The 17,306-nt window shown below is 70.6% G+C and carries 20 protein-coding genes; 14 read left to right on the top strand and 6 right to left on the bottom strand.

The window, feature by feature from the left end; genetic code table 11:
• Positions 1-63 precede the first annotated feature (63 nt).
• Positions 64-456, bottom strand: coding sequence for a VOC family protein (locus tag AC2XR2_RS04805; RefSeq protein ID WP_381302227.1), 393 nt, complete (start codon positions 454-456; stop codon positions 64-66).
• Positions 457-528: 72 nt separating this feature from the next.
• Between AC2XR2_RS04805 and AC2XR2_RS04800 the strand changes: the two genes are divergently transcribed.
• Positions 529-1,065, top strand: a complete 537-nt coding sequence (locus tag AC2XR2_RS04800) for a GNAT family N-acetyltransferase (RefSeq protein ID WP_381302228.1) — start codon at positions 529-531, stop codon at positions 1,063-1,065.
• 15 nt (positions 1,066-1,080) lie between these two features.
• Here the strand turns inward: AC2XR2_RS04800 and AC2XR2_RS04795 are convergent, their stop codons facing one another.
• Positions 1,081-1,764: a glycerophosphodiester phosphodiesterase gene (locus AC2XR2_RS04795; RefSeq protein ID WP_491514366.1), complete on the bottom strand. Its 684-nt coding sequence runs from the start codon at positions 1,762-1,764 to the stop codon at positions 1,081-1,083.
• A 267-nt stretch (positions 1,765-2,031) separates the two neighbouring features.
• Between AC2XR2_RS04795 and AC2XR2_RS04790 the strand changes: the two genes are divergently transcribed.
• The 7 genes from AC2XR2_RS04790 to AC2XR2_RS04760 all read left to right on the top strand — a co-directional run bounded on the left by AC2XR2_RS04790 (position 2,032) and on the right by AC2XR2_RS04760 (position 7,350).
• On the top strand, positions 2,032-3,429 hold the full coding sequence (locus AC2XR2_RS04790; RefSeq protein WP_491514365.1) for a DUF6421 family protein: 1,398 nt from the start codon (positions 2,032-2,034) through the stop codon (positions 3,427-3,429).
• A 35-nt stretch (positions 3,430-3,464) separates the two neighbouring features.
• Complete coding sequence (locus AC2XR2_RS04785) at positions 3,465-4,214, top strand: SDR family NAD(P)-dependent oxidoreductase (protein WP_449352825.1); 750 nt, start codon at positions 3,465-3,467, stop codon at positions 4,212-4,214.
• Positions 4,211-5,284 carry a threonine aldolase family protein gene (locus tag AC2XR2_RS04780; RefSeq protein ID WP_330268622.1) on the top strand — a complete coding sequence of 358 codons (1,074 nt, stop codon included), beginning with the start codon at positions 4,211-4,213 and terminating at the stop codon, positions 5,282-5,284. The genes AC2XR2_RS04785 and AC2XR2_RS04780 overlap by 4 nt, the downstream gene beginning before the upstream one ends.
• Before the next feature lie 75 nt (positions 5,285-5,359).
• Complete coding sequence (locus AC2XR2_RS04775; RefSeq protein WP_491514364.1) at positions 5,360-5,932, top strand: transglutaminase domain-containing protein; 573 nt, start codon at positions 5,360-5,362, stop codon at positions 5,930-5,932.
• A gap of 8 nt (positions 5,933-5,940) precedes the next feature.
• Positions 5,941-6,636: a B3/B4 domain-containing protein gene (locus tag AC2XR2_RS04770; RefSeq protein ID WP_491514363.1), complete on the top strand. Its 696-nt coding sequence runs from the start codon at positions 5,941-5,943 to the stop codon at positions 6,634-6,636.
• A 68-nt stretch (positions 6,637-6,704) separates the two neighbouring features.
• On the top strand, positions 6,705-7,211 hold the full coding sequence (locus AC2XR2_RS04765; protein WP_381302236.1) for a hypothetical protein: 507 nt from the start codon (positions 6,705-6,707) through the stop codon (positions 7,209-7,211).
• Entirely contained in the window at positions 7,198-7,350 is a 153-nt protein-coding gene (locus tag AC2XR2_RS04760) for a hypothetical protein (RefSeq protein WP_449352823.1), read from the top strand. The genes AC2XR2_RS04765 and AC2XR2_RS04760 overlap by 14 nt, the downstream gene beginning before the upstream one ends.
• A gap of 153 nt (positions 7,351-7,503) precedes the next feature.
• Here AC2XR2_RS04760 and AC2XR2_RS04755 read toward each other — a convergent pair whose 3' ends face one another.
• The gene (locus AC2XR2_RS04755) at positions 7,504-8,232 is read right to left on the bottom strand and encodes a lysophospholipid acyltransferase family protein (protein ID WP_381302240.1); all 729 of its coding nucleotides are present in this window, start codon (positions 8,230-8,232) and stop codon (positions 7,504-7,506) included.
• A gap of 186 nt (positions 8,233-8,418) precedes the next feature.
• Complete coding sequence (locus AC2XR2_RS04750; RefSeq protein WP_330268628.1) at positions 8,419-8,835, bottom strand: DUF4395 domain-containing protein; 417 nt, start codon at positions 8,833-8,835, stop codon at positions 8,419-8,421.
• A gap of 75 nt (positions 8,836-8,910) precedes the next feature.
• Between AC2XR2_RS04750 and AC2XR2_RS04745 the strand changes: the two genes are divergently transcribed.
• From AC2XR2_RS04745 to AC2XR2_RS04730, 4 genes are all read left to right on the top strand, one after another.
• Positions 8,911-9,324 carry a TlpA family protein disulfide reductase gene (locus AC2XR2_RS04745; protein ID WP_330269805.1) on the top strand — a complete coding sequence of 138 codons (414 nt, stop codon included), beginning with the start codon at positions 8,911-8,913 and terminating at the stop codon, positions 9,322-9,324.
• Between the two features lie 208 nt (positions 9,325-9,532).
• Positions 9,533-10,042: a flavin reductase family protein gene (locus AC2XR2_RS04740; RefSeq protein ID WP_381302242.1), complete on the top strand. Its 510-nt coding sequence runs from the start codon at positions 9,533-9,535 to the stop codon at positions 10,040-10,042.
• Positions 10,043-10,280: 238 nt separating this feature from the next.
• Positions 10,281-11,069: an electron transfer flavoprotein subunit beta/FixA family protein gene (locus AC2XR2_RS04735; RefSeq protein ID WP_330268630.1), complete on the top strand. Its 789-nt coding sequence runs from the start codon at positions 10,281-10,283 to the stop codon at positions 11,067-11,069.
• Positions 11,070-11,140: 71 nt separating this feature from the next.
• Positions 11,141-12,103 carry an electron transfer flavoprotein subunit alpha/FixB family protein gene (locus AC2XR2_RS04730; protein WP_330268631.1) on the top strand — a complete coding sequence of 321 codons (963 nt, stop codon included), beginning with the start codon at positions 11,141-11,143 and terminating at the stop codon, positions 12,101-12,103.
• 58 nt (positions 12,104-12,161) lie between these two features.
• Here AC2XR2_RS04730 and AC2XR2_RS04725 read toward each other — a convergent pair whose 3' ends face one another.
• Complete coding sequence (locus tag AC2XR2_RS04725) at positions 12,162-13,055, bottom strand: endonuclease/exonuclease/phosphatase family protein (protein WP_491514362.1); 894 nt, start codon at positions 13,053-13,055, stop codon at positions 12,162-12,164.
• Between the two features lie 191 nt (positions 13,056-13,246).
• Between AC2XR2_RS04725 and AC2XR2_RS04720 the strand changes: the two genes are divergently transcribed.
• Both AC2XR2_RS04720 and AC2XR2_RS04715 read left to right on the top strand, forming a co-directional pair.
• Entirely contained in the window at positions 13,247-14,551 is a 1,305-nt protein-coding gene (locus AC2XR2_RS04720) for a DUF6986 family protein (RefSeq protein WP_491514361.1), read from the top strand.
• Positions 14,552-14,657: 106 nt separating this feature from the next.
• Positions 14,658-16,580, top strand: coding sequence for a serine/threonine-protein kinase (locus AC2XR2_RS04715; RefSeq protein ID WP_491514360.1), 1,923 nt, complete (start codon positions 14,658-14,660; stop codon positions 16,578-16,580).
• On the opposite strand, the gene AC2XR2_RS04710 is transcribed toward AC2XR2_RS04715, so the two are convergent.
• Positions 16,526-17,263 carry a hypothetical protein gene (locus AC2XR2_RS04710; protein ID WP_491518409.1) on the bottom strand — a complete coding sequence of 246 codons (738 nt, stop codon included), beginning with the start codon at positions 17,261-17,263 and terminating at the stop codon, positions 16,526-16,528. The two genes, AC2XR2_RS04715 and AC2XR2_RS04710, sit on opposite strands and share 55 nt — an antisense overlap.
• Positions 17,264-17,306: the final 43 nt, after the last annotated feature.

Genomic DNA, 17,306 nt, shown 5'->3' with positions numbered 1-17,306 from the left:
CAGCGGTCGGCGGAGCATATCCAAGGGAGGGGAACGGACGGCGTCGCGTGTGTGCAGAGCGGGTCAGATCCCGGGCCGGTACCGGATCGGATGGTCCGCCGGCACCTCCACCAGCACGATCGGCGTCCCGTCCGGGTCCGCCACCCACATCTCGACCAGCCCCCACGGCTCCTTCACCGGCGGCCGTACGATCTCGACCCCCTTGGCGAGCAGCTCCTCGTGGGCCGCGGTCACGTCCGGGACCTGGAGCCACAGCCGGACGTCCGCGGCGGGCGCGGCCTCGGAGCGTCCCGACAGTTCCAGGAAGCCACCGCCGAGGAAGTAGACCGTGCCCCGCTCCGGCCCCGTACCGAACTCGCGGTACACGGCGAGGCCCAGCTGATCGCCGTAGAAGACGCGGGAACGCTCCGGATCGGTGGGCCGCAGCAGGACGCGGCCGCTCAGTACGTGCACCATGCGGGCGAGCCTAGCCGGGGGGGTTACTCTCAACCGTGCCCGAGCCGTGCCCCCGAAGTGGAGATGCGCCCAATGGAGACCGCCACCGGACTCACCTTCCGTGACGCCACCGACGCCGACGTGGACACCCTCGTCGCGTTGGTCGAGTCGGCGTACCGGGGGGACGACAGCCGGGCCGGGTGGACGACCGAGGCGGACATCCTGGAGGGACAGCGCACCGACCCGGAGGGAGTGCTCGCGGTCATCAAGTCGCCGGACAGCCGGCTGCTGACGGTGGAGCGGGACGGGCGGGTGGTCGCCTGCTGCCAGCTCGAACACCGGGGCACCTACGCGTACTTCGGGATGTTCGCGGTCAGCCCCACGCTCCAGGGCGGCGGCCTCGGCAAGGTGATCATCGCGGAGGCGGAGCGGATCGTCCGGGAGGCCTGGGGCGTCACCGAGATGCACATGACGGTGATCTCGGTGCGCGACGACCTCATCGCCTGGTACGAGCGGCGCGGCTACCGCCGTACGGGAAAGATGACGCCCTTCCCGTACGGCGACGAGCGCTTCGGCATTCCGCAGCGCGACGACCTCCGGTTCGAGCTGCTGGTCAAGCCGTTGGTGTGACGTTCCTGCCCGGCCTCAGGCGGTGAAGCGGCCGGTGCGCTTGATCTCCGGGTAGTCGGTCGTGGCGCCGTCCAGCTCCAGGGCGCGCACCAGGCGCAGGTGGTCCTGGGTGTTCACCACCCAGCCGATGATCTTCAAGTCCGCCTTGCGGGCCGCCTCCACGACCTCCAGGGTCAGCCGGCGGATGTTGAGGCAGACGGTCCCGGCGCCGGCCTCGACGGCGCGCTCCACGATGTTGGGGCCGAACCGGCTGCCGATGAGCGCGGTCCGGACGCCGGGCACCAGCCGGCCGATCTCGGCGATCGCCTCGTCGTGGAACGAGGACACCTCCACCCGGGAGACCAGGTCGCGCCGGATCATGACCTCGGCCAGGGCCCGGGCCGCCGCGATGTCCTTGATCTCCGCCTGGAGCGGCGAGCGGACGGTGTCAAGCACCTCCTCGAACACCGGCACCTGTTCCCCGCGCCCGGCGTCCAGGGCGCGCAGTTCGGTGAGGGTCTTCTCGGCGATCGGGCCGGTTCCGTCGGTCGTGCGGTCCACGTGGGTGTCGTGCATGACGACGAGGGCGCCGTCCTTGCTCAGATGCAGATCGAGTTCGATGACGTCGAGGCCGGCCTGCTGGGCGGCGACGAAGGAACGGAGGGTGTTCTCGGGTTCGGTACCCATGACTCCGCGATGACCGATGGTAAGGAAGTTCAAGGTTCAACTCGCTTCCGTCGACGGCGGCTCGGTGAGCCGCAGCCTAACGGCTACACCGTGTGATGGACCCGTGCGTACACGAGGGATCGCGGTGACGTGAGGGGAAGCGGTATCACTACCCGGAATCGCGGTGTTCATGGCAGGCGGCAGGAAAAAGTTCGGTGACCATTGGGTTGGGCAGGATAACTTCCCGTAACCGCTCTTGCTGGGCGGAAGCTCGTATGTATACGGTCTTCGTACGCGAGCTTCTCCCGTGGAGGATGGGACATGACGGAAATTCTTGTGCAGGCGGCTTCGGGGGACCAGGTTCCTCCCGTGACCAGGGTGGTGGAGCACCCGGCATGGCCCGTGCTCAAGGATGCCGTGGAGCGGATCCGGCCATGGCAGTCCAAGGACGGGTCGATCGACTTCGAGGCCGAGGGCGCCCCCGGGCGCGCGGAGGCCGAGGAAGCCGTACGGCGTGTCGTGGAGGCCGTGGAGGAGCTGTCCCCCCTGCTGCCGCACGACGCCGACTACCACGCGGCCCTCGTGAAGGACCTGAGGCGCTGGGCCGAGGGCGGCTTCGCGGTGCCCGACTTCCTGGACTCCCTGCTGGCCTTCCAGCCCGCCGCGAACCGCGCGGACGGCCTCCAGCACCTGGTCGTCTTCGCGATGTACACGCAGAACGGCAACCCCGACCGCAACCTGGAGGCGGTCGTGCTGCGCATGGTCTGGCCCGACTGGCTGGCCGAGCTGGAGCGCACGCGCTACGACAACCCGCTGTTCTGCGGCATCAAGTTCGAGGACTTCACGGCCGGTTACGACACCAACTCCGCCGTCCTCTTCCCGGAGACCATCGCCGTGCGCGAGGCGCCGGAACGCTTCTCCTGGGGCGGGATCTTCTGCGACCGCGAGGCCGCCCGCTTCCGCCGGGTCACCGACGCCGCGGTCGGCATCCTGGGCCTGGAGCTGCCCGAGGACATCGCCGCGATGGTCCACGACCAGAAGCGCTGCGAGGAGGCCTTCGTCCTGTGGGACATGGTCCACGACCGCACCCACAGCCACGGCGACCTGCCCTTCGACCCGTTCATGATCAAGCAGCGCCAGCCGTTCTGGATGTACGGCCTCGAAGAGCTGCGCTGCGACCTCACCGCCTTCAAGGAGGCCGTGAAGCTCCAGGAGGACGGCGTCCCGCAGGCCCGTGACGTGCAGTACGCGGTCCTCTTCGACCGCATGTTCCGCTTCCCGGTCACCGGCGAGCGGGTCCGCAACTACGACGGCCTCGGCGGCCAGCTCCTCTTCGCCTACCTGCACAAGCACGACGTGGTGCGCTGGACCGACAACAAGCTGTTCATCGACTGGCAGCGCGCCCCGCAGGTCACCAACCAGCTGTGTGCCGAGATCGAGGACCTCTACCGGGCCGGCATCGACCGCCCGAAGCTCGTCCACTGGTTCGCCGCCTACGACCTGGTCTCCCGGTACCTCGCCCCGCACCCGGGCTCCAAGTGGGCCAAGGGTCCCGACGCCCTCGACCTGACGCTGCCGCCGCGGAAACTCGTCGATGACGTGCTTCCGGACGAGTTTCCGCTGAGCATGTTCTATGAGGCCCTCTCCAAGAAGCTGAAGAACGTGATCGCCTCCACTCGGGGCATCACGGCGGAGAGTGCCGAGCGGGTCGCCGCGTGAGCGACCGCACCACAACAGCTCAGGAGGCGAAGCGCATGGTGGGGAACGGAGCTCTCAGCGGTGCGGTGATCGCGGTGGCCGGCGCGGGCGGGCCCGCGGGCCGCGCGGCGCTGCTGCGACTGGCCGAGGCGGGCGCGACCGTCGTCGGCGCGGACAACGACCCGGAGCGTCTCGCGGAGGCCGTGGACGCGGCCCGCTACGCGTCCGGCGGCGCGACCGTCACCGGGGAACCGGTCGACCTGCTCGACCTGGACTCCACCCGCGACTGGGCCATGCACATCGAGAAGGACTTCGGCCGGGTCGACGGCCTGGTCCACCTCGTCGGCGGCTGGCGCGGCAGCGAGACCTTCATCAAGTCGAGCCTGGACGACTGGGACTTCCTGGAGCTGCTGCTCGTCCGCACCGTGCAGCACACCTCGCTGGCCTTCTACGAGGGCCTCCAGCGCAGCGACCGAGGCCGTTACGTCCTGATCAGCGCCGCCGGTGCGACGAAGCCGACCGCGGGCAACGCCTCGTACGCCGCCGCCAAGGCCGCCGCCGAGGCCTGGACGCTCGCCCTCGCCGACGCCTTCCGCAAGGCCGGGGGCGCCGACGGGCCGACGTCCGCGGCTGCGATCCTGGTGGTGAAGGCACTGGTGCACGAGGCCATGCGCGCGGAGCGGCCCAACGCGAAGTTCGCGGGTTTCACCGACGTCAGGGATCTGGCCGAGGCCATCGCCGGTGTCTGGGAGAAGCCCGCCGCCGAAGTGAACGGAAACCGTCTGTGGCTGACCGAGAAGCCGTGAACCCGACCGCTTTCACGCAGGCGCGCCGCCGTCACGACCCGCAGGTCCGCGGCTTCGCCAGCGACAACTACGCCGGGGCCCATCCGGAGGTGCTCGCCGCCCTGGCCCTGGCCAACGGCGGGCACCAGGTCGCGTACGGCGAGGACGACTACACCGAGCACCTCCAGGGGATCATCCGCAGCCACTTCGGGGCCACGGCCGAGGCGTTCCCGGTCTTCAACGGCACCGGCGCCAACGTCGTCGCACTCCAGGCGGTCACCGACCGCTGGGGCGCGGTGATCTGCGCCGAGAGCGCGCACATCAACGTCGACGAGGGCGGCGCCCCCGAGCGGATGGGCGGCCTGAAGCTGCTCACCGTGCCGACGCCGGACGGGAAGCTCACTCCCGAGCTGATCGACCGGCAGGCGTACGGCTGGGAGGACGAGCACCGTGCGATGCCGCAGGCCGTCTCGATCACCCAGTCCACGGAGCTCGGCACGCTCTACACGCCGGACGAGATCCGCGCGATCTGCGAGCACGCGCACGCGCGTGGCATGAAGGTGCACCTGGACGGCTCCCGCATAGCCAACGCGGCAGCGTCCCTGGACGTCCCGATGCGGACGTTCACCAACGCGGTCGGCGTCGACATCCTCTCCCTGGGTGGCACGAAGAACGGCGCGTTGTTCGGCGAGGCGGTCGTGGTGATCAACCAGGACGCGGTCTCCCACATGAAGCACCTGCGCAAGCTGTCGATGCAGCTCGCCTCCAAGATGCGGTTCGTGTCCGTGCAGTTGGAGGCCCTGCTCGCCAAGGACCTGTGGCTGCGCAACGCCCGCCACGCCAACGAGATGGCCCAGCGCCTGGCCGAGGGCGTGCGCGCGGTCCACGGGGTGGAGATCCTCTACCCGGTGCAGGCCAACGGGGTCTTCGCGCGGTTGCCGCACGACGTGAGCGAGCGGCTCCAGAAGCGCTTCCGCTTCTACTTCTGGGACGAGGCCGCGGGCGACGTCCGCTGGATGTGCGCCTTCGACACCACCGAGGAGGACGTGGACACGTTCGTGGCGGCGCTGAAGGAGGAGATGGCGCGCTGACGAGCTGTGCATAGATATGCGGTCACCTGAAAAGTCATTGACTGTCGGGTGATCGCATTCCTATGCTCTGCCGTCATGGAGCTGACCCAGAACACCCCCGACCTTTCCGCGTACTTGATGGCTGACGAGGTGATCGACCATCACCATCCACTGGTGCGCGACACGGCCGCACGTCTCGCCCGGAAGGCCGATGACTCGTATGCCTATGCGCGGCTGGCCTTCGAGTTCGTGCGCGACACCATCCCGCACTCCCAGGATTCCGGCGACCTCCGCGTCACCTGGCGGGCGTCCGACGTCCTGGAGCAGGGCACCGGCATCTGCTTCGCCAAGGCCCACGCGCTGGCCGCCCTGCTGCGCGCCGAGGACATCCCGACCGCGCTCTGCTACCAGAAGCTGGACGTGGTGCACGGTCTGGTCGCCGTGCGGTTCAACGGCGCCTGGCACCGCCAGGACCCCCGGGGCAACAAGCCCGGGGTGGACGCACAGCTCTCCCTCGACGGCGAGCGGCTGGCGTTCACGCCCGAACCGGAGTCCAGCGAGATGGACTATCCGGTCCTGTACGCTGAACCACACCCGACTGTCCTGGGCGTCCTGAAGGCGGCCCCGGACCGGCCGCACCTCTGGAAAACGCTCCCCGTCGCACTCTGAGGCACCCCATGACCCTCTCCCTGACCGTGTCCGACGAGGTCCGGGCCCTCGCGCCCGGCTTCACGCACCTCGCCGTCGAAGCCCACGGACTCGTCAACGGGCCCAGCACCGACGCCAGTTCGGCACTCCTCGACGACGCGGCCGCCCGTCTCGCCGTACGACTGGACGGGCGCGCCCCGCACGAGGACCCGCACATGGCGGCCTGGCGGGAGGTCTACACGGCGTTCGGCGCGAAGCCGTCCCGCACCCGCAACTCGGCGGAGGCGCTGGCGAAGAGGGCCCTGTCGGGCGCGGGCCTGCCCCGCGTCAACCTCCTGGTCGACCTCTACAACGCGATCAGCGTCGCCCACCTCGTCCCCGTGGGCGGAGAGGACCTCGACCGCGTCCGGGGCGGCATGCGGCTCGTACGGGCCACCGGTGACGAGGACTTCGTGACGGTGGCGGCGGGGGAGGAGGTCGTCGAGCACCCCGAGGCGGGGGAGGTCGTGTGGTGCGACGACACCGGCGTCACCTGCCGACGCTGGAACTGGCGCCAGGGCCCCCGCACCCGCCTCACGGAGGAGACGGTCTCCGCCGTCTTCCTGCTGGAGAGCCTGCCGCCGATGCCGGTGGCGGCCGCGGAGAGAGCGGCCACCGAACTGGCGGAACTGCTGGAGAAGTTCAGTTCGGGGGCACGGATCGGCCTGGTCCCGGCGGCCGGCTGAGGCAATGGCTTGGCGGTGGGCACCGCTACCATCCGGGATGCGCACGGGACGACGGACGGAGTCGGGGTATGGGCGACGTGAACGAAGCAGAGCTCAAGCGGAAGTTGGGTATCCCGAACTGGCGGAACCTGTCGAAGGACAAGGTGATCAGGTTCGCGGCGGCGATGCCCGAGATGGCAACCGAGGTGCGGCTCAAGCTCATCGAGCAGTTCCCCGCCTTCAAGGACCTGGGCAAGGCCGATATCGATGCGGTGGCGGAGGCCCACAAGTCCACTCTCGCGGCCAACGAGAACAGCCAGAACCGCTTCTATCAGGCTTCGCAGGACCAGCGGGACGCGCTGCGCACCGACCTCGGCCGGGACGACCTCACCTGGGAACAGAGGGAGGCCCTTCATGACCGCCTCGACCAGAACGTGCGCCAGGTGTACGAGAAGGACAGCGAGAGCAAGCAGTTCCTGGGGGCCGGGATGAAGCTGGTGGCGGCCGCCGGTGCAGCCGCCCTCGGGCTGGGAGTGGTGTTCGTCGGCGGCAAGATCGCTGGAGGAAGCGAGGACGGCTCCGATGAATCCCGGTAAGTCCGATGACTACGCGAGGACCAGTGCTCGACTGACCGCCTGGGGTGCCCTGGCCGGGCTGGCCGTGGCGTTGGCCATACCGGTGACCCTGGTGGTGGCCGTCCTCCAGTTCGGGATGCCGACCGGCTCCGGCCGGTGAGCCCGCACGGCCCTCGCGCCTGAGTGGTCAGCTCACGACCGGAGGCGCTCTCGCTGCGGATCGAAGCAGCACAGGCCGTGCTCGCGTGCCCGTGCGGCGGCGTACCTGGACACTTCCTCAGCTTCGCCGGTCGCCGCCAGCAGGTGCGCGGTCCTAGCGGGCCTCGGCCGCGCGGACCTCTTCGGGCGTGGGGGCCGTGCCTCCGAGGTGGGCCGGCATCCACCATGTGTCGGTCGGCCCCTTCGGGCGGACGGGGTAGGCCCGCTGGGCGGCTTCCAGCAACTCGTTGACGCGGTCCCGTACTTGGCGGGTGATGGCTCCGGCGTACTTGTCCTTGGACGCCTCGATCGCCTCACCGACCCGGATCGTGATCGGGATGTGGCTGCGCTTGAAGTTGCGCGGGTGTCCCTTGGTCCACAGCCGCTGGGTGCCCCAGACGGCCATCGGGATCAGGGGGACGCCCGCCTCCTGCGCCATCCGCGCCGCACCCGACTTGAAGCTCTTCAGCGTGAAGGACTGCGAGATCGTCGCCTCCGGGAAGACCCCGACGATCTCGCCCGACCGCAGCGACTCCAGGGCATGGGCGTACGCCGTCTCGCCCTGCTTGCGGTCGACCGGGATGTGCTTCATCCCGCGCATCAGCGGACCCGAGACCTTGTGGCGGAACACCGACTCCTTCGCCATGAAACGCACGAGACGCTTCTGCGGGAGCGCGGCCAGGCCGTTGAAGACGAAGTCCAGGTAGCTGATGTGATTGCTCACCAGCACGGCGCCGCCCGAGCGCGGGATGTTCTCCGAACCCTTGCAGTCGATCTTGAGGTCCCACGCCTTGAACAGCGCCTGGGCGAATCCGACGACGGGACGGTAGACAAGCTCTGCCATGGGCGGGGTGAGCCCTTCCTGCTCTGCCGGGGGAGGGAGTCCCGGCACTAAGTTACGCAGCCGTAGGTTTACGGCATCTCGCAGATCGTGCCCCAAGAACGGGCGGGGAGCCAGCCCTGGTGCCCGACGCGCGAGAGATTCTCGTCACGTCGTCCCTGTGATCCACCTCGGGCTTTTAAAGCGCCTTTACTCCGCGCGTACCGTCACCCGCCGTACGAGCAGGTACAACTCGCAACCCAGGCAGTACCCGAACGTGGCGTTGAGAAAGGCCGCCGCGAGCGCCGCACCGGTGGCGGCGAGCCCGAGCCACTCCGGTCCGATCCCGTACCCCACGAGTCCCAGGCCCGCGAAGGCGAGGCCCACCGCCTGCGCGAACCGCGGCGGTTCGGGTGACTCGAACTCGGTCGGCGGTCCGATCCGCGGCCGTACCGCCGTGCGGAACAGCCAGCCGTACGGCGAACGCCCCACCCCGCCCGCCGCGCCCAGCGCGAACGCCAGCGTCTGCCAGGCCAGCAGCCAGACACTGCCCGTGATCAGAACGGCCGCCAGGACGACGGTCGTCACCGCCGCGCCGAAGCGCGGCCCCCTTGCATCGATGTCCATGAATCAAGCATTCCGCAAGGGAAAGAATTAGGGGAGGCGGGAATCTTTGCAGTCTCGTGAATGCTTGTGCAGGTTATGACCGGACTTGTGGTGTGCGTGGCGGTGCTCGCGGCGGCGAGTGCCTACGGGGTGCTGCAACGGCGACGGAACGGGAGAGTACGGGTGCGCGGGCGCGATGAGGACAAGAGGCTCGGCGCGGCCGAGTTGGGCGAGGAACTCGGTGAACGCGCCACGCTCGTCCAGTTCTCCAGCGCCTTCTGCGCACCCTGCCGGGCCACCCGGCGCGTACTCGGCGAGGTCGCCGGCATGGTCCCGGGAGTGACCCACGTCGAGATCGACGCCGAGAAGAACCTCGACCTGGTCCGCGAACTCGACATCCTCAAGACGCCGACCGTGCTGGTCCTCGACGCTCGCGGCCGGGTCGTGCGGCGGGCCGCCGGACAGCCGCGCAAGGCCGACGTCATCGCGGCGATCGGGGAGGCGGTTTGACGCCGCGTGTGCCGACGGTGAGGCAGCTCCCAGATGCCGGAACGTACTTGACTGTGCACGGCACCTATCGTCAGCCTGACCGTATGCCTACGGAACTCCTTCTGTACGGGCGGGTCCACGTCGACCTGGCCCGCACCGCGAGCGCGCGCTGTCCGGCTTCTTGAGCAGCCACGGTCCCGCTCGCCAGCCCTCGCAGAAGGAACCCCGCATGACGGCCACCTCCGACCTCGGCACCCCTCAGCTCGCCTCTCCCGACCTCCTGCGCTCCCTCTTCCGGCGGCACGCGGCGGGAGTCGCCGTGATCACCGCGCGCGGAGACGCGGGTCCGGTCGGCTTCACCGCCACCTCCCTCGCCTCGGTCTCCGCCGAACCGCCCATGCTGTCCTTCGGGATCGGCACGGGCGCCTCCAGCTGGCCCGCGATATCCCGGGCCGAGCATGTGGGCGTGCACATACTCGGCGAGCACCAGGAGGAACTGGCCGCCACCTTCGCGCGCAGCGGCGCCGACCGCTTCGGCGCACCCACCGCCTGGCGCGAGGGGCCCGAGGGGGTCCCGGTCCTCGACGACGTCCTCGCCTGGACGGTCTGCCGGGTGCACGCGCGCGTGCCCGCCGGCGACCACCGCATCGTGCTGGCCGAGGTGCGCATCGGCGACCCGGCCGGGTCGGGCCGGCCACTGCTGTACCACCAGGGGCGGTTCAACGGGCTGCGCGACTGAACCGGCACCGAACGGATCGTCGGCCCTCCCGCTGGTGTGCGAGGCCGTCGAGTTCCGATTACGCTGCGTTGCAAAGGTCACAGTTCAAAGCGCTTGCTTAGCGGGCACGTACTGGGTGTACTGGCGAGTAATATTTCGCTCGGGAGCGCAGCCCGCCCCGACCGGGATCGGCCGCTTGGGGCGCCTATGCTGCCTGCAAGAGGCAGCCGAGAAATGACGATGCAGTAGGAGAGCCGGCGTGAGCTTGAGGATCGTTGTCACTGTGAAGTACGTGCCCGACGCCACTGGCGACCGGCACTTCGCCGATGACCTGACCGTCGACCGGGACGACGTGGACGGTCTGCTCTCCGAGCTCGACGAGTACGCGGTCGAGCAGGCGCTGCAGATCTCGGAGAACTCCGACGACGACGTCGAGGTCACCGTCCTGACCATCGGCCCGGAGGACGCCAAGGACGCGCTGCGCAAGGCGCTGTCCATGGGCGCCGACAAGGCCGTCCACGTCGAGGACGACGACCTGCATGGCACCGACGCCATCGGCACCTCCCTGGTGCTGGCCAAGGCGATCGAGAAGGCCGGCTACGACCTGGTGATCTCCGGCATGGCCTCCACCGACGGCACCATGGGCGTCGTCCCGGCCCTGCTGGCCGAGCGCCTGGGCGTCCCGCAGGTCACCCTGCTCTCCGAGGTCTCCGTCGAGGACGGCACCGTCAAGGGCCGCCGCGACGGCGACGCCGCCTCGGAGCAGCTGGAGGCCTCCCTGCCGGCCGTGGTCTCGGTGACCGACCAGTCGGGCGAGGCGCGTTACCCGTCCTTCAAGGGCATCATGGCGGCGAAGAAGAAGCCGGTGGAGTCCTGGGACCTGTCCGACCTGGACCTGGAGGCCGAGCAGGTCGGCCTCGAGGGCGCCTGGACCAAGGTCGACTCCGCCGCGGAGCGTCCGGCCCGCACGGCCGGCACCATCGTCAAGGACGAGGGCGAGGGCGGCAAGCAGCTCGCCGAGTTCCTCGCGAGCCAGAAGTTCATCTAAGGGCTCTGGCCCGCTGAGGCTCAACCCCCTTACCGCCCCTCAGACTTCGCAATCCGCAGGAGAGCATTCCCATGGCTGAAGTTCTCGTCTACGTCGACCACGTGGACGGTGCCGTCCGCAAGCCCACCCTGGAGCTGCTGACCCTGGCCCGCCGCGTCGGTGAGCCGGTCGCCGTCGCGCTGGGCAACGGCGCCGCCGACACCGCCGCCGCGCTCGCCGAGCACGGCGCCGTCAAGGTCCTCACCCACGACGCCTCCGAGTACGCCGACTACCTGGTCGTACCGAAGGTCGACGCCCTCCAGGCCGCCGTCGAGGCTGTGTCCCCGGCCGCCGTCCTGGTCCCGTCCTCCGCGGAGGGCAAGGAGATCGCCGCCCGTCTGGCGCTGCGCATCGGCTCGGGCATCATCACCGACGCGGTCGACCTCGAGGCCGGCGACGAGGGCCCGGTGGCCACCCAGTCGGTGTTCGCCGCCTCCTTCACCACCAAGTCCCGTGTCTCCAAGGGCACCCCGGTCATCACGGTCAAGCCCAACTCCGCCGCCGTGGAGGCCGCCCCGGCCGCCGGTGACGTGTCGGAGCTGAGCGTGACCTTCTCCGCGCAGGCCACCGGCACCAAGGTGACCGGCCGTACCCCGCGTGAGTCGACCGGGCGTCCGGAGCTGACCGAGGCCGCGATCGTGGTCTCCGGCGGCCGCGGTGTCAACGGCGCCGACAACTTCGCGATCATCGAGGCCCTCGCCGACTCCCTCGGTGCGGCCGTGGGCGCCTCGCGTGCCGCGGTGGACGCGGGCTGGTACCCGCACACCAACCAGGTCGGCCAGACCGGCAAGTCCGTCTCGCCGCAGCTGTACATCGCCAACGGCATCTCCGGCGCGATCCAGCACCGCGCGGGCATGCAGACCTCGAAGACCATCGTCGCGGTCAACAAGGACGCCGAGGCCCCGATCTTCGACCTCGTCGACTACGGCGTCGTCGGCGACCTCTTCGACGTCGTCCCCGCCCTCACCGAGGAGATCAAGGCCCGCAAGGGCTGATCCCGCTCCAGGCGTACGAGGCCCCCGCGACCGTGCCGACGGTCGCGGGGGCCTCGGCTCATCCCAGGGTCACGGTCGCCTGCACCGGCAGATGGTCGCTGGGGAACTGCCCGTGCAGGGCGTAGGTGTTGATGGCGGCCCGGTGGACGGTGATGCCGGGCGTGGTGAGGATCCAGTCGATCCGGTCGCCGCCGGGGACCAGTGGTTTGTAGCCGTGGAAGGTGGCGTACGCCTTGGTGCGCTCGGGGGCCGCGTCCCAGGTGTCCACGAGTCCCGTGGCGAGCAGGATGTCGTAGGCCGGGTTGTCATGGGCCGCGGCGTTGAAGTCGCCCGTCACGACGACCGGCAGGGAACGGTCGAACGCGGCGATCCTCTCGCCGAGGAACCGCGCCGACCGCTCGCGCGCGTACTGGCCCACATGGTCGAAGTGGGTGTTGACGACATAGAACTCCCGGTCGTCGGTGGTCCGGTCGCGGAAGCGGACCCAGGTGACGATCCGGGGGAGCGCGCCGCCCCAGGTGTTCGAGCCGATCACCCTCGGCGTGTCGGAGAGCCAGAGCGTGTCGTGCTCGACGGGCGCCAGTCGCCGGTTGTCGTAGAAGACCGCCGTGGACTCGTCGTGGCTGCCGCCCTCCCGGCCGGTGCCGATCCAGTCGTAGTGCGGTCCGAGGTCGGCGTGGATGTCGAGCAGTTGCTGGTAGAGACCTTCCTGGGTGCCGATGAGCGTGGGCGCCTCCCGGCGTAACAGGCGGCGCATCACCGGGCGGCGGGTGGCCCAGCTGTTGGGTTCGGTGGTGCCGGCGAAGCGCAGGTTGAACGTCATGAGTTCGAGTCGGCGGTTGGACGGTTTGGCGGCCGAGGCCGGCAGCGTGCCCATCAGCGGCACGGTGACGGCGGCGGCCACGGCGGTTCTGAGCCCCATACGACGCGTCATTCTGTGGGTGTCCGGCATGTGAGTTCCCTCCCGACGGACCAGGATGATTGTTCGAACCGGAGTGTGGAAGACGGCGTAGGGGTTCTCCGCCTCCCGTATGAACGCGGTGGCTCATGCTGTGGACGGGGTGTTGACCATCCGGAAGCTTCACGGATAGCTTCGTTCTACGGATTGTTGATTCCGTAGAGCGGAAAACTGGAGGGTGCGGGATGGGTCAGGGCCAGCAGGAGCAGGTGGCGACGAGCCTCGCGGGCGCCGTCAGCGAGGAGATCAGCGCCTCCCTCGCGCCGGTCGACGCCGAACTGGAGCGCCGCTACCCCGGAGACCCCGGCACCCGCCAGCCCGTGCACACCGTCTACGTCCCCGGTGACGCCTTCGCCGCCGACACCGTCCGTACCTGGGGTGACCAGGCCCTCGCCGCCCTGGACGAACACGCCCCGGACGCCGCGTCCTTCGCCGCCGTCCTCGGGCTCTCCGACGAACTCGCCGAACCCGTGTACGCGCGCGTGCGCGCCAAACTGGAGCGCGAGCCGATCGAGGACCTGCGGGTCGACTTCGAGGACGGCTACGGCCCGCGCCCGGACGCCGAGGAGGACGAGACGGCCGCCCGCGCGGCCCGCCTGATCGCCGGGGCGTACGAGAACGGCACGGCGGCGCCGTACATGGGCATCCGCGTGAAGTGCATGGAGGCGGCCGTCCGGGACCGCGGCATCCGGACCCTCGACGTCTTTCTCACCGGCCTGATGGCGGCGGGCGGGTTGCCCGAGGGGCTGGTGCTGACCCTGCCCAAGGTGACGTACGCCGAGCAGGTCACCGCGTTCGTCCGGCTCCTGGAGGCCTTCGAGAAGGCGCACGGACTGGACGCCGGCCGGCTCGGATTCGAGATCCAGATCGAGACCAGCCAGTCCATCCTCGCCACCGACGGCACCGCCACCGTCGCCCGGATGATCCAGGCCGCCGAGGGCCGCGCCACCGGACTGCACTACGGCACCTTCGACTACAGCGCCTGCCTCGGCGTCTCGGCCGCCTACCAGGCGAGCGACCACCCCGCCGCCGACCACGCCAAGGCGATCATGCAGGTCGCCGCCGCGGGCACCGGCGTACGGGTGTCGGACGGCTCCACCAACGTGCTGCCGGTCGGCCCCACCGCGAAGGTCCACGACGCCTGGCGGCTGCACCACGGCCTCACCCGCCGGGCCCTGGCCCGCGCCTACTACCAGGGCTGGGACATGCACCCCGGCCACCTCCCGACCCGGTACGCGGCCGTGTTCGCCTTCTACCGCGAGGGCTTCGAACAGGCCGCAGGCCGGCTCGCCCGGTACGCGGGCAGGGTCGGCGGTGACGTCATGGACGAGCCCGCCACCGCGAAGGCGCTCAGCGGCTATCTGCTGCGCGGGCTGGACTGCGGTGCCCTCGACATCGCGGAGGTGGCCCGGCTGACCGGACTGACCCGGGCCGACCTGGAGGGGTACGCGGCCCCGCGGCGCGGCGACCTGACCGTCTCCGGTCAGTAGCCGCACGTCGCGGCCCTGTCACAGTCGCAACCTCGCACTGGTGTGGTCACTTCGGCCCCGTAGTCTGTACCGCACGCATTGACGTGTTCACAGGAACGGGGCAGCGGTGTCTTCGGGGGAGACCAACGGAAAGGGCCAGGACGACGCCGGTCGGCTGCTGGCCGGGCGTTACCGGGTGGTGGGCCAGCTCGGCCGCGGTGGCATGGGCGTGGTCTGGCGGGCGGTCGACGAGGTGCTCGGCCGCGAGGTCGCGGTCAAGGAACTGCGCACCTACAACGACGCCGACGGGCCCGAACTGGAGGATTTGCGGCTGCGGATGCAGCGCGAGGCCCGCGCGGCGGCCCGGGTCCGGCATCCCGGGGTCGTCGCGGTGCACGACGTGGGCGAGGTCGAAGGGCGCCCGCTGATCGTCATGGAGCTGGTCGAGGGCCCGTCCCTCGACCAGGTGCTGCGCAAGAGCGGGCCGCTGGACCCGCGGGAGGCGGCCGGCATCGGCGCCAAGGTCATGGACGCGCTCGCCGCAGCGCACCGGGTCGGAGTCCTGCACCGGGACGTCAAGCCCGGCAACATCCTGCTCGACCGCTCCGGCCGGGTCCTGCTGACCGACTTCGGCATCGCCACCATGGAGGACCCGGGCGACGGCGCCGCCACCAGCCTCACCCGCACCGGCCACCTCGTCGGCTCCCTGGACTACATGGCCCCCGAGCGCGCCCAGGGCGCGGATCCGGGCGCGGCCTCCGACGTGTGGGCCCTCGGTGCCACGCTCTACGCGGCCGTCGAGGGGGCCGCGCCGTTCCGCCGCACCTCGACGTTCTCCACGCTGACCGCGATCGTCGGCGAGCCCCTGCCCGAGCCGCAGCGGGCCGGGCCCCTCGCACCCGTCCTCCGGCGCCTGCTCGACAAGCGGCCCGAGGCGCGGCCCGGGGCCGAGGAGGCACGCGAACTGCTCCAGGCGGTCGCGGACACGTCCGGGACGGACAGCGCGACGACCGCCTTGCGCGGTACGGAGGCACAGGCGACGCGGGTCCGGACGGAGCCGGACGGCCCGGCCCTGCCGCCGGGCTTCCGGACGGGGGGACCCGCGCAAGGGGCCGAGTCGCAGGCCGGGGCTGGGACGGCGTACGGCGGTCAGGCGGCCGATCCCACGGTGGTGCCCGGTCAGGGCGCCGTGCTTCCGGCCGGGCCGGGGTTCGGGCCCGCCGGGCAGGGCCATGCTCCGGGCGCGGGACTTCCCGCCGCTCAGGGCGGGGCTCCAGGGCAGGCAGGACCCCCCGCGTACGGATACGGGGCGCAGGTCTCCCAGGAGCAGCCCCCGACCGCCTCCTTGACCGCCTCCGGCTCGCCCCGCCGTAGAGGGCGTGTGCTGCTCGCCGCCGCGGCCGTCGCCGTCGTGCTCGCGGCGGCCGGGACGACCGCCGCGCTGCTGAAGGGCTCGGGTGATGCCGAGGCCGACGCCCGGCCGATCGGGTCCGGTTCGAGTGCGCCGGCCCCCGCCACCGGTTCCGCCCGTACGGACGGCGACCGCTCCGGCAGCCCGAAGCCCACCGGCAAGGACGGGAAGAAGACACCGAGCGCGAAGGCGAGCTCCGGCGACAAGGGCGGTTCCGAACCCACGAGCGGTGCCTCCCCGTCCGCCAAGGCGACCTCCGGCGGCGGCACTTCGGGGGAGGACCACTCGGGCGGCGGCTCGGGAGACTCGGCGGGCGGCGGTTCGGCCGGCGGCGACCCCAGCACCCCGGCACCGGACCCGGCCTGCACGGCCATCGGCGGCGGCAAGTACAACTGCACGGTCTGGAAGACCGCCAAGTCCTACACGGCCTCCGGCGCAGAGGCCGGCGTCCTCTACGCGGGCACCAACTATTTCTTCTGCCAGTCCAACCTGGGGCGCCGCGAGACGTCGGGGGAGTGGACCAACGTGTGGTGGGCGAGGACGGACGACGACAGCGGCAACACCGGTGTCTACGTCAGCGTCGTCTACATCAAGGGCGGCGGCAACGACGAGGCGGTGCCGGGACTCCCGGTCTGCTGAACCCTCGGACACCGCTCCAGGCCGGACTCCGTCACGCGCTTGTCGTCGGCGAAGAACCGGGTGCCGGCCGCGCACCGCTCGCGGTCGGCGCGGGCCCGGGCCACGAACTCCTCGGGCGTGACCCCGAACAGCTCCCTCAACCGGGGTGATCCCACGAGGAGTTCGGTGAGCAGCTCCCGCTGGCCGGGGTGGGTGCGGGGGGTGCCGGTGCCGTCGTGCAGGACGCCGTGGCGGTTGACGTACGAGTGCACGCCGGGCAGCGTCACGCCGTTCTCCAGCTCGACCCGCACCTCGGGCGAGGGCAGCCAGGCGCGGCCGTAGTTGCCGTTCTCCAGCGGCACGCCCTCGCTGGCGTCGATGACCGCGAGCTGCTCGGCGTCCAGCCAGATGACGAACAACTCCCTTGTGGCGTACGGGGCGTGGAAGGGGGACGCGGAGACGTATCCCATACGGCTCACATGCGCGGACACCCCGACGCCGACCCCGGTCACCCGTGCCCTGACCATCGGGACCGGGGAGACGATCCCGAACTCGGCCATCTTGTGCCGCAGTTGCCCGGGGCTGGCGTTGGAGCCGATCGCGAGGACGGGAGCGCGGTCCTCGTACACCAGCCGGTCCAGCGGGAGCAGCCGATTCCCGTGGAGAAGCGCGGAGCCCTCGGGCCAGGCACCGGGATAGAGCAGCGGATGATCCCGCGGAGCCTCGGCGAGCCCCAGCGCCTCCAGC

The organism is Streptomyces sp. LS-MS-L19 (assembly GCF_058382285.1).
This window is presented reverse-complemented; position numbering and strand designations above follow the sequence as displayed.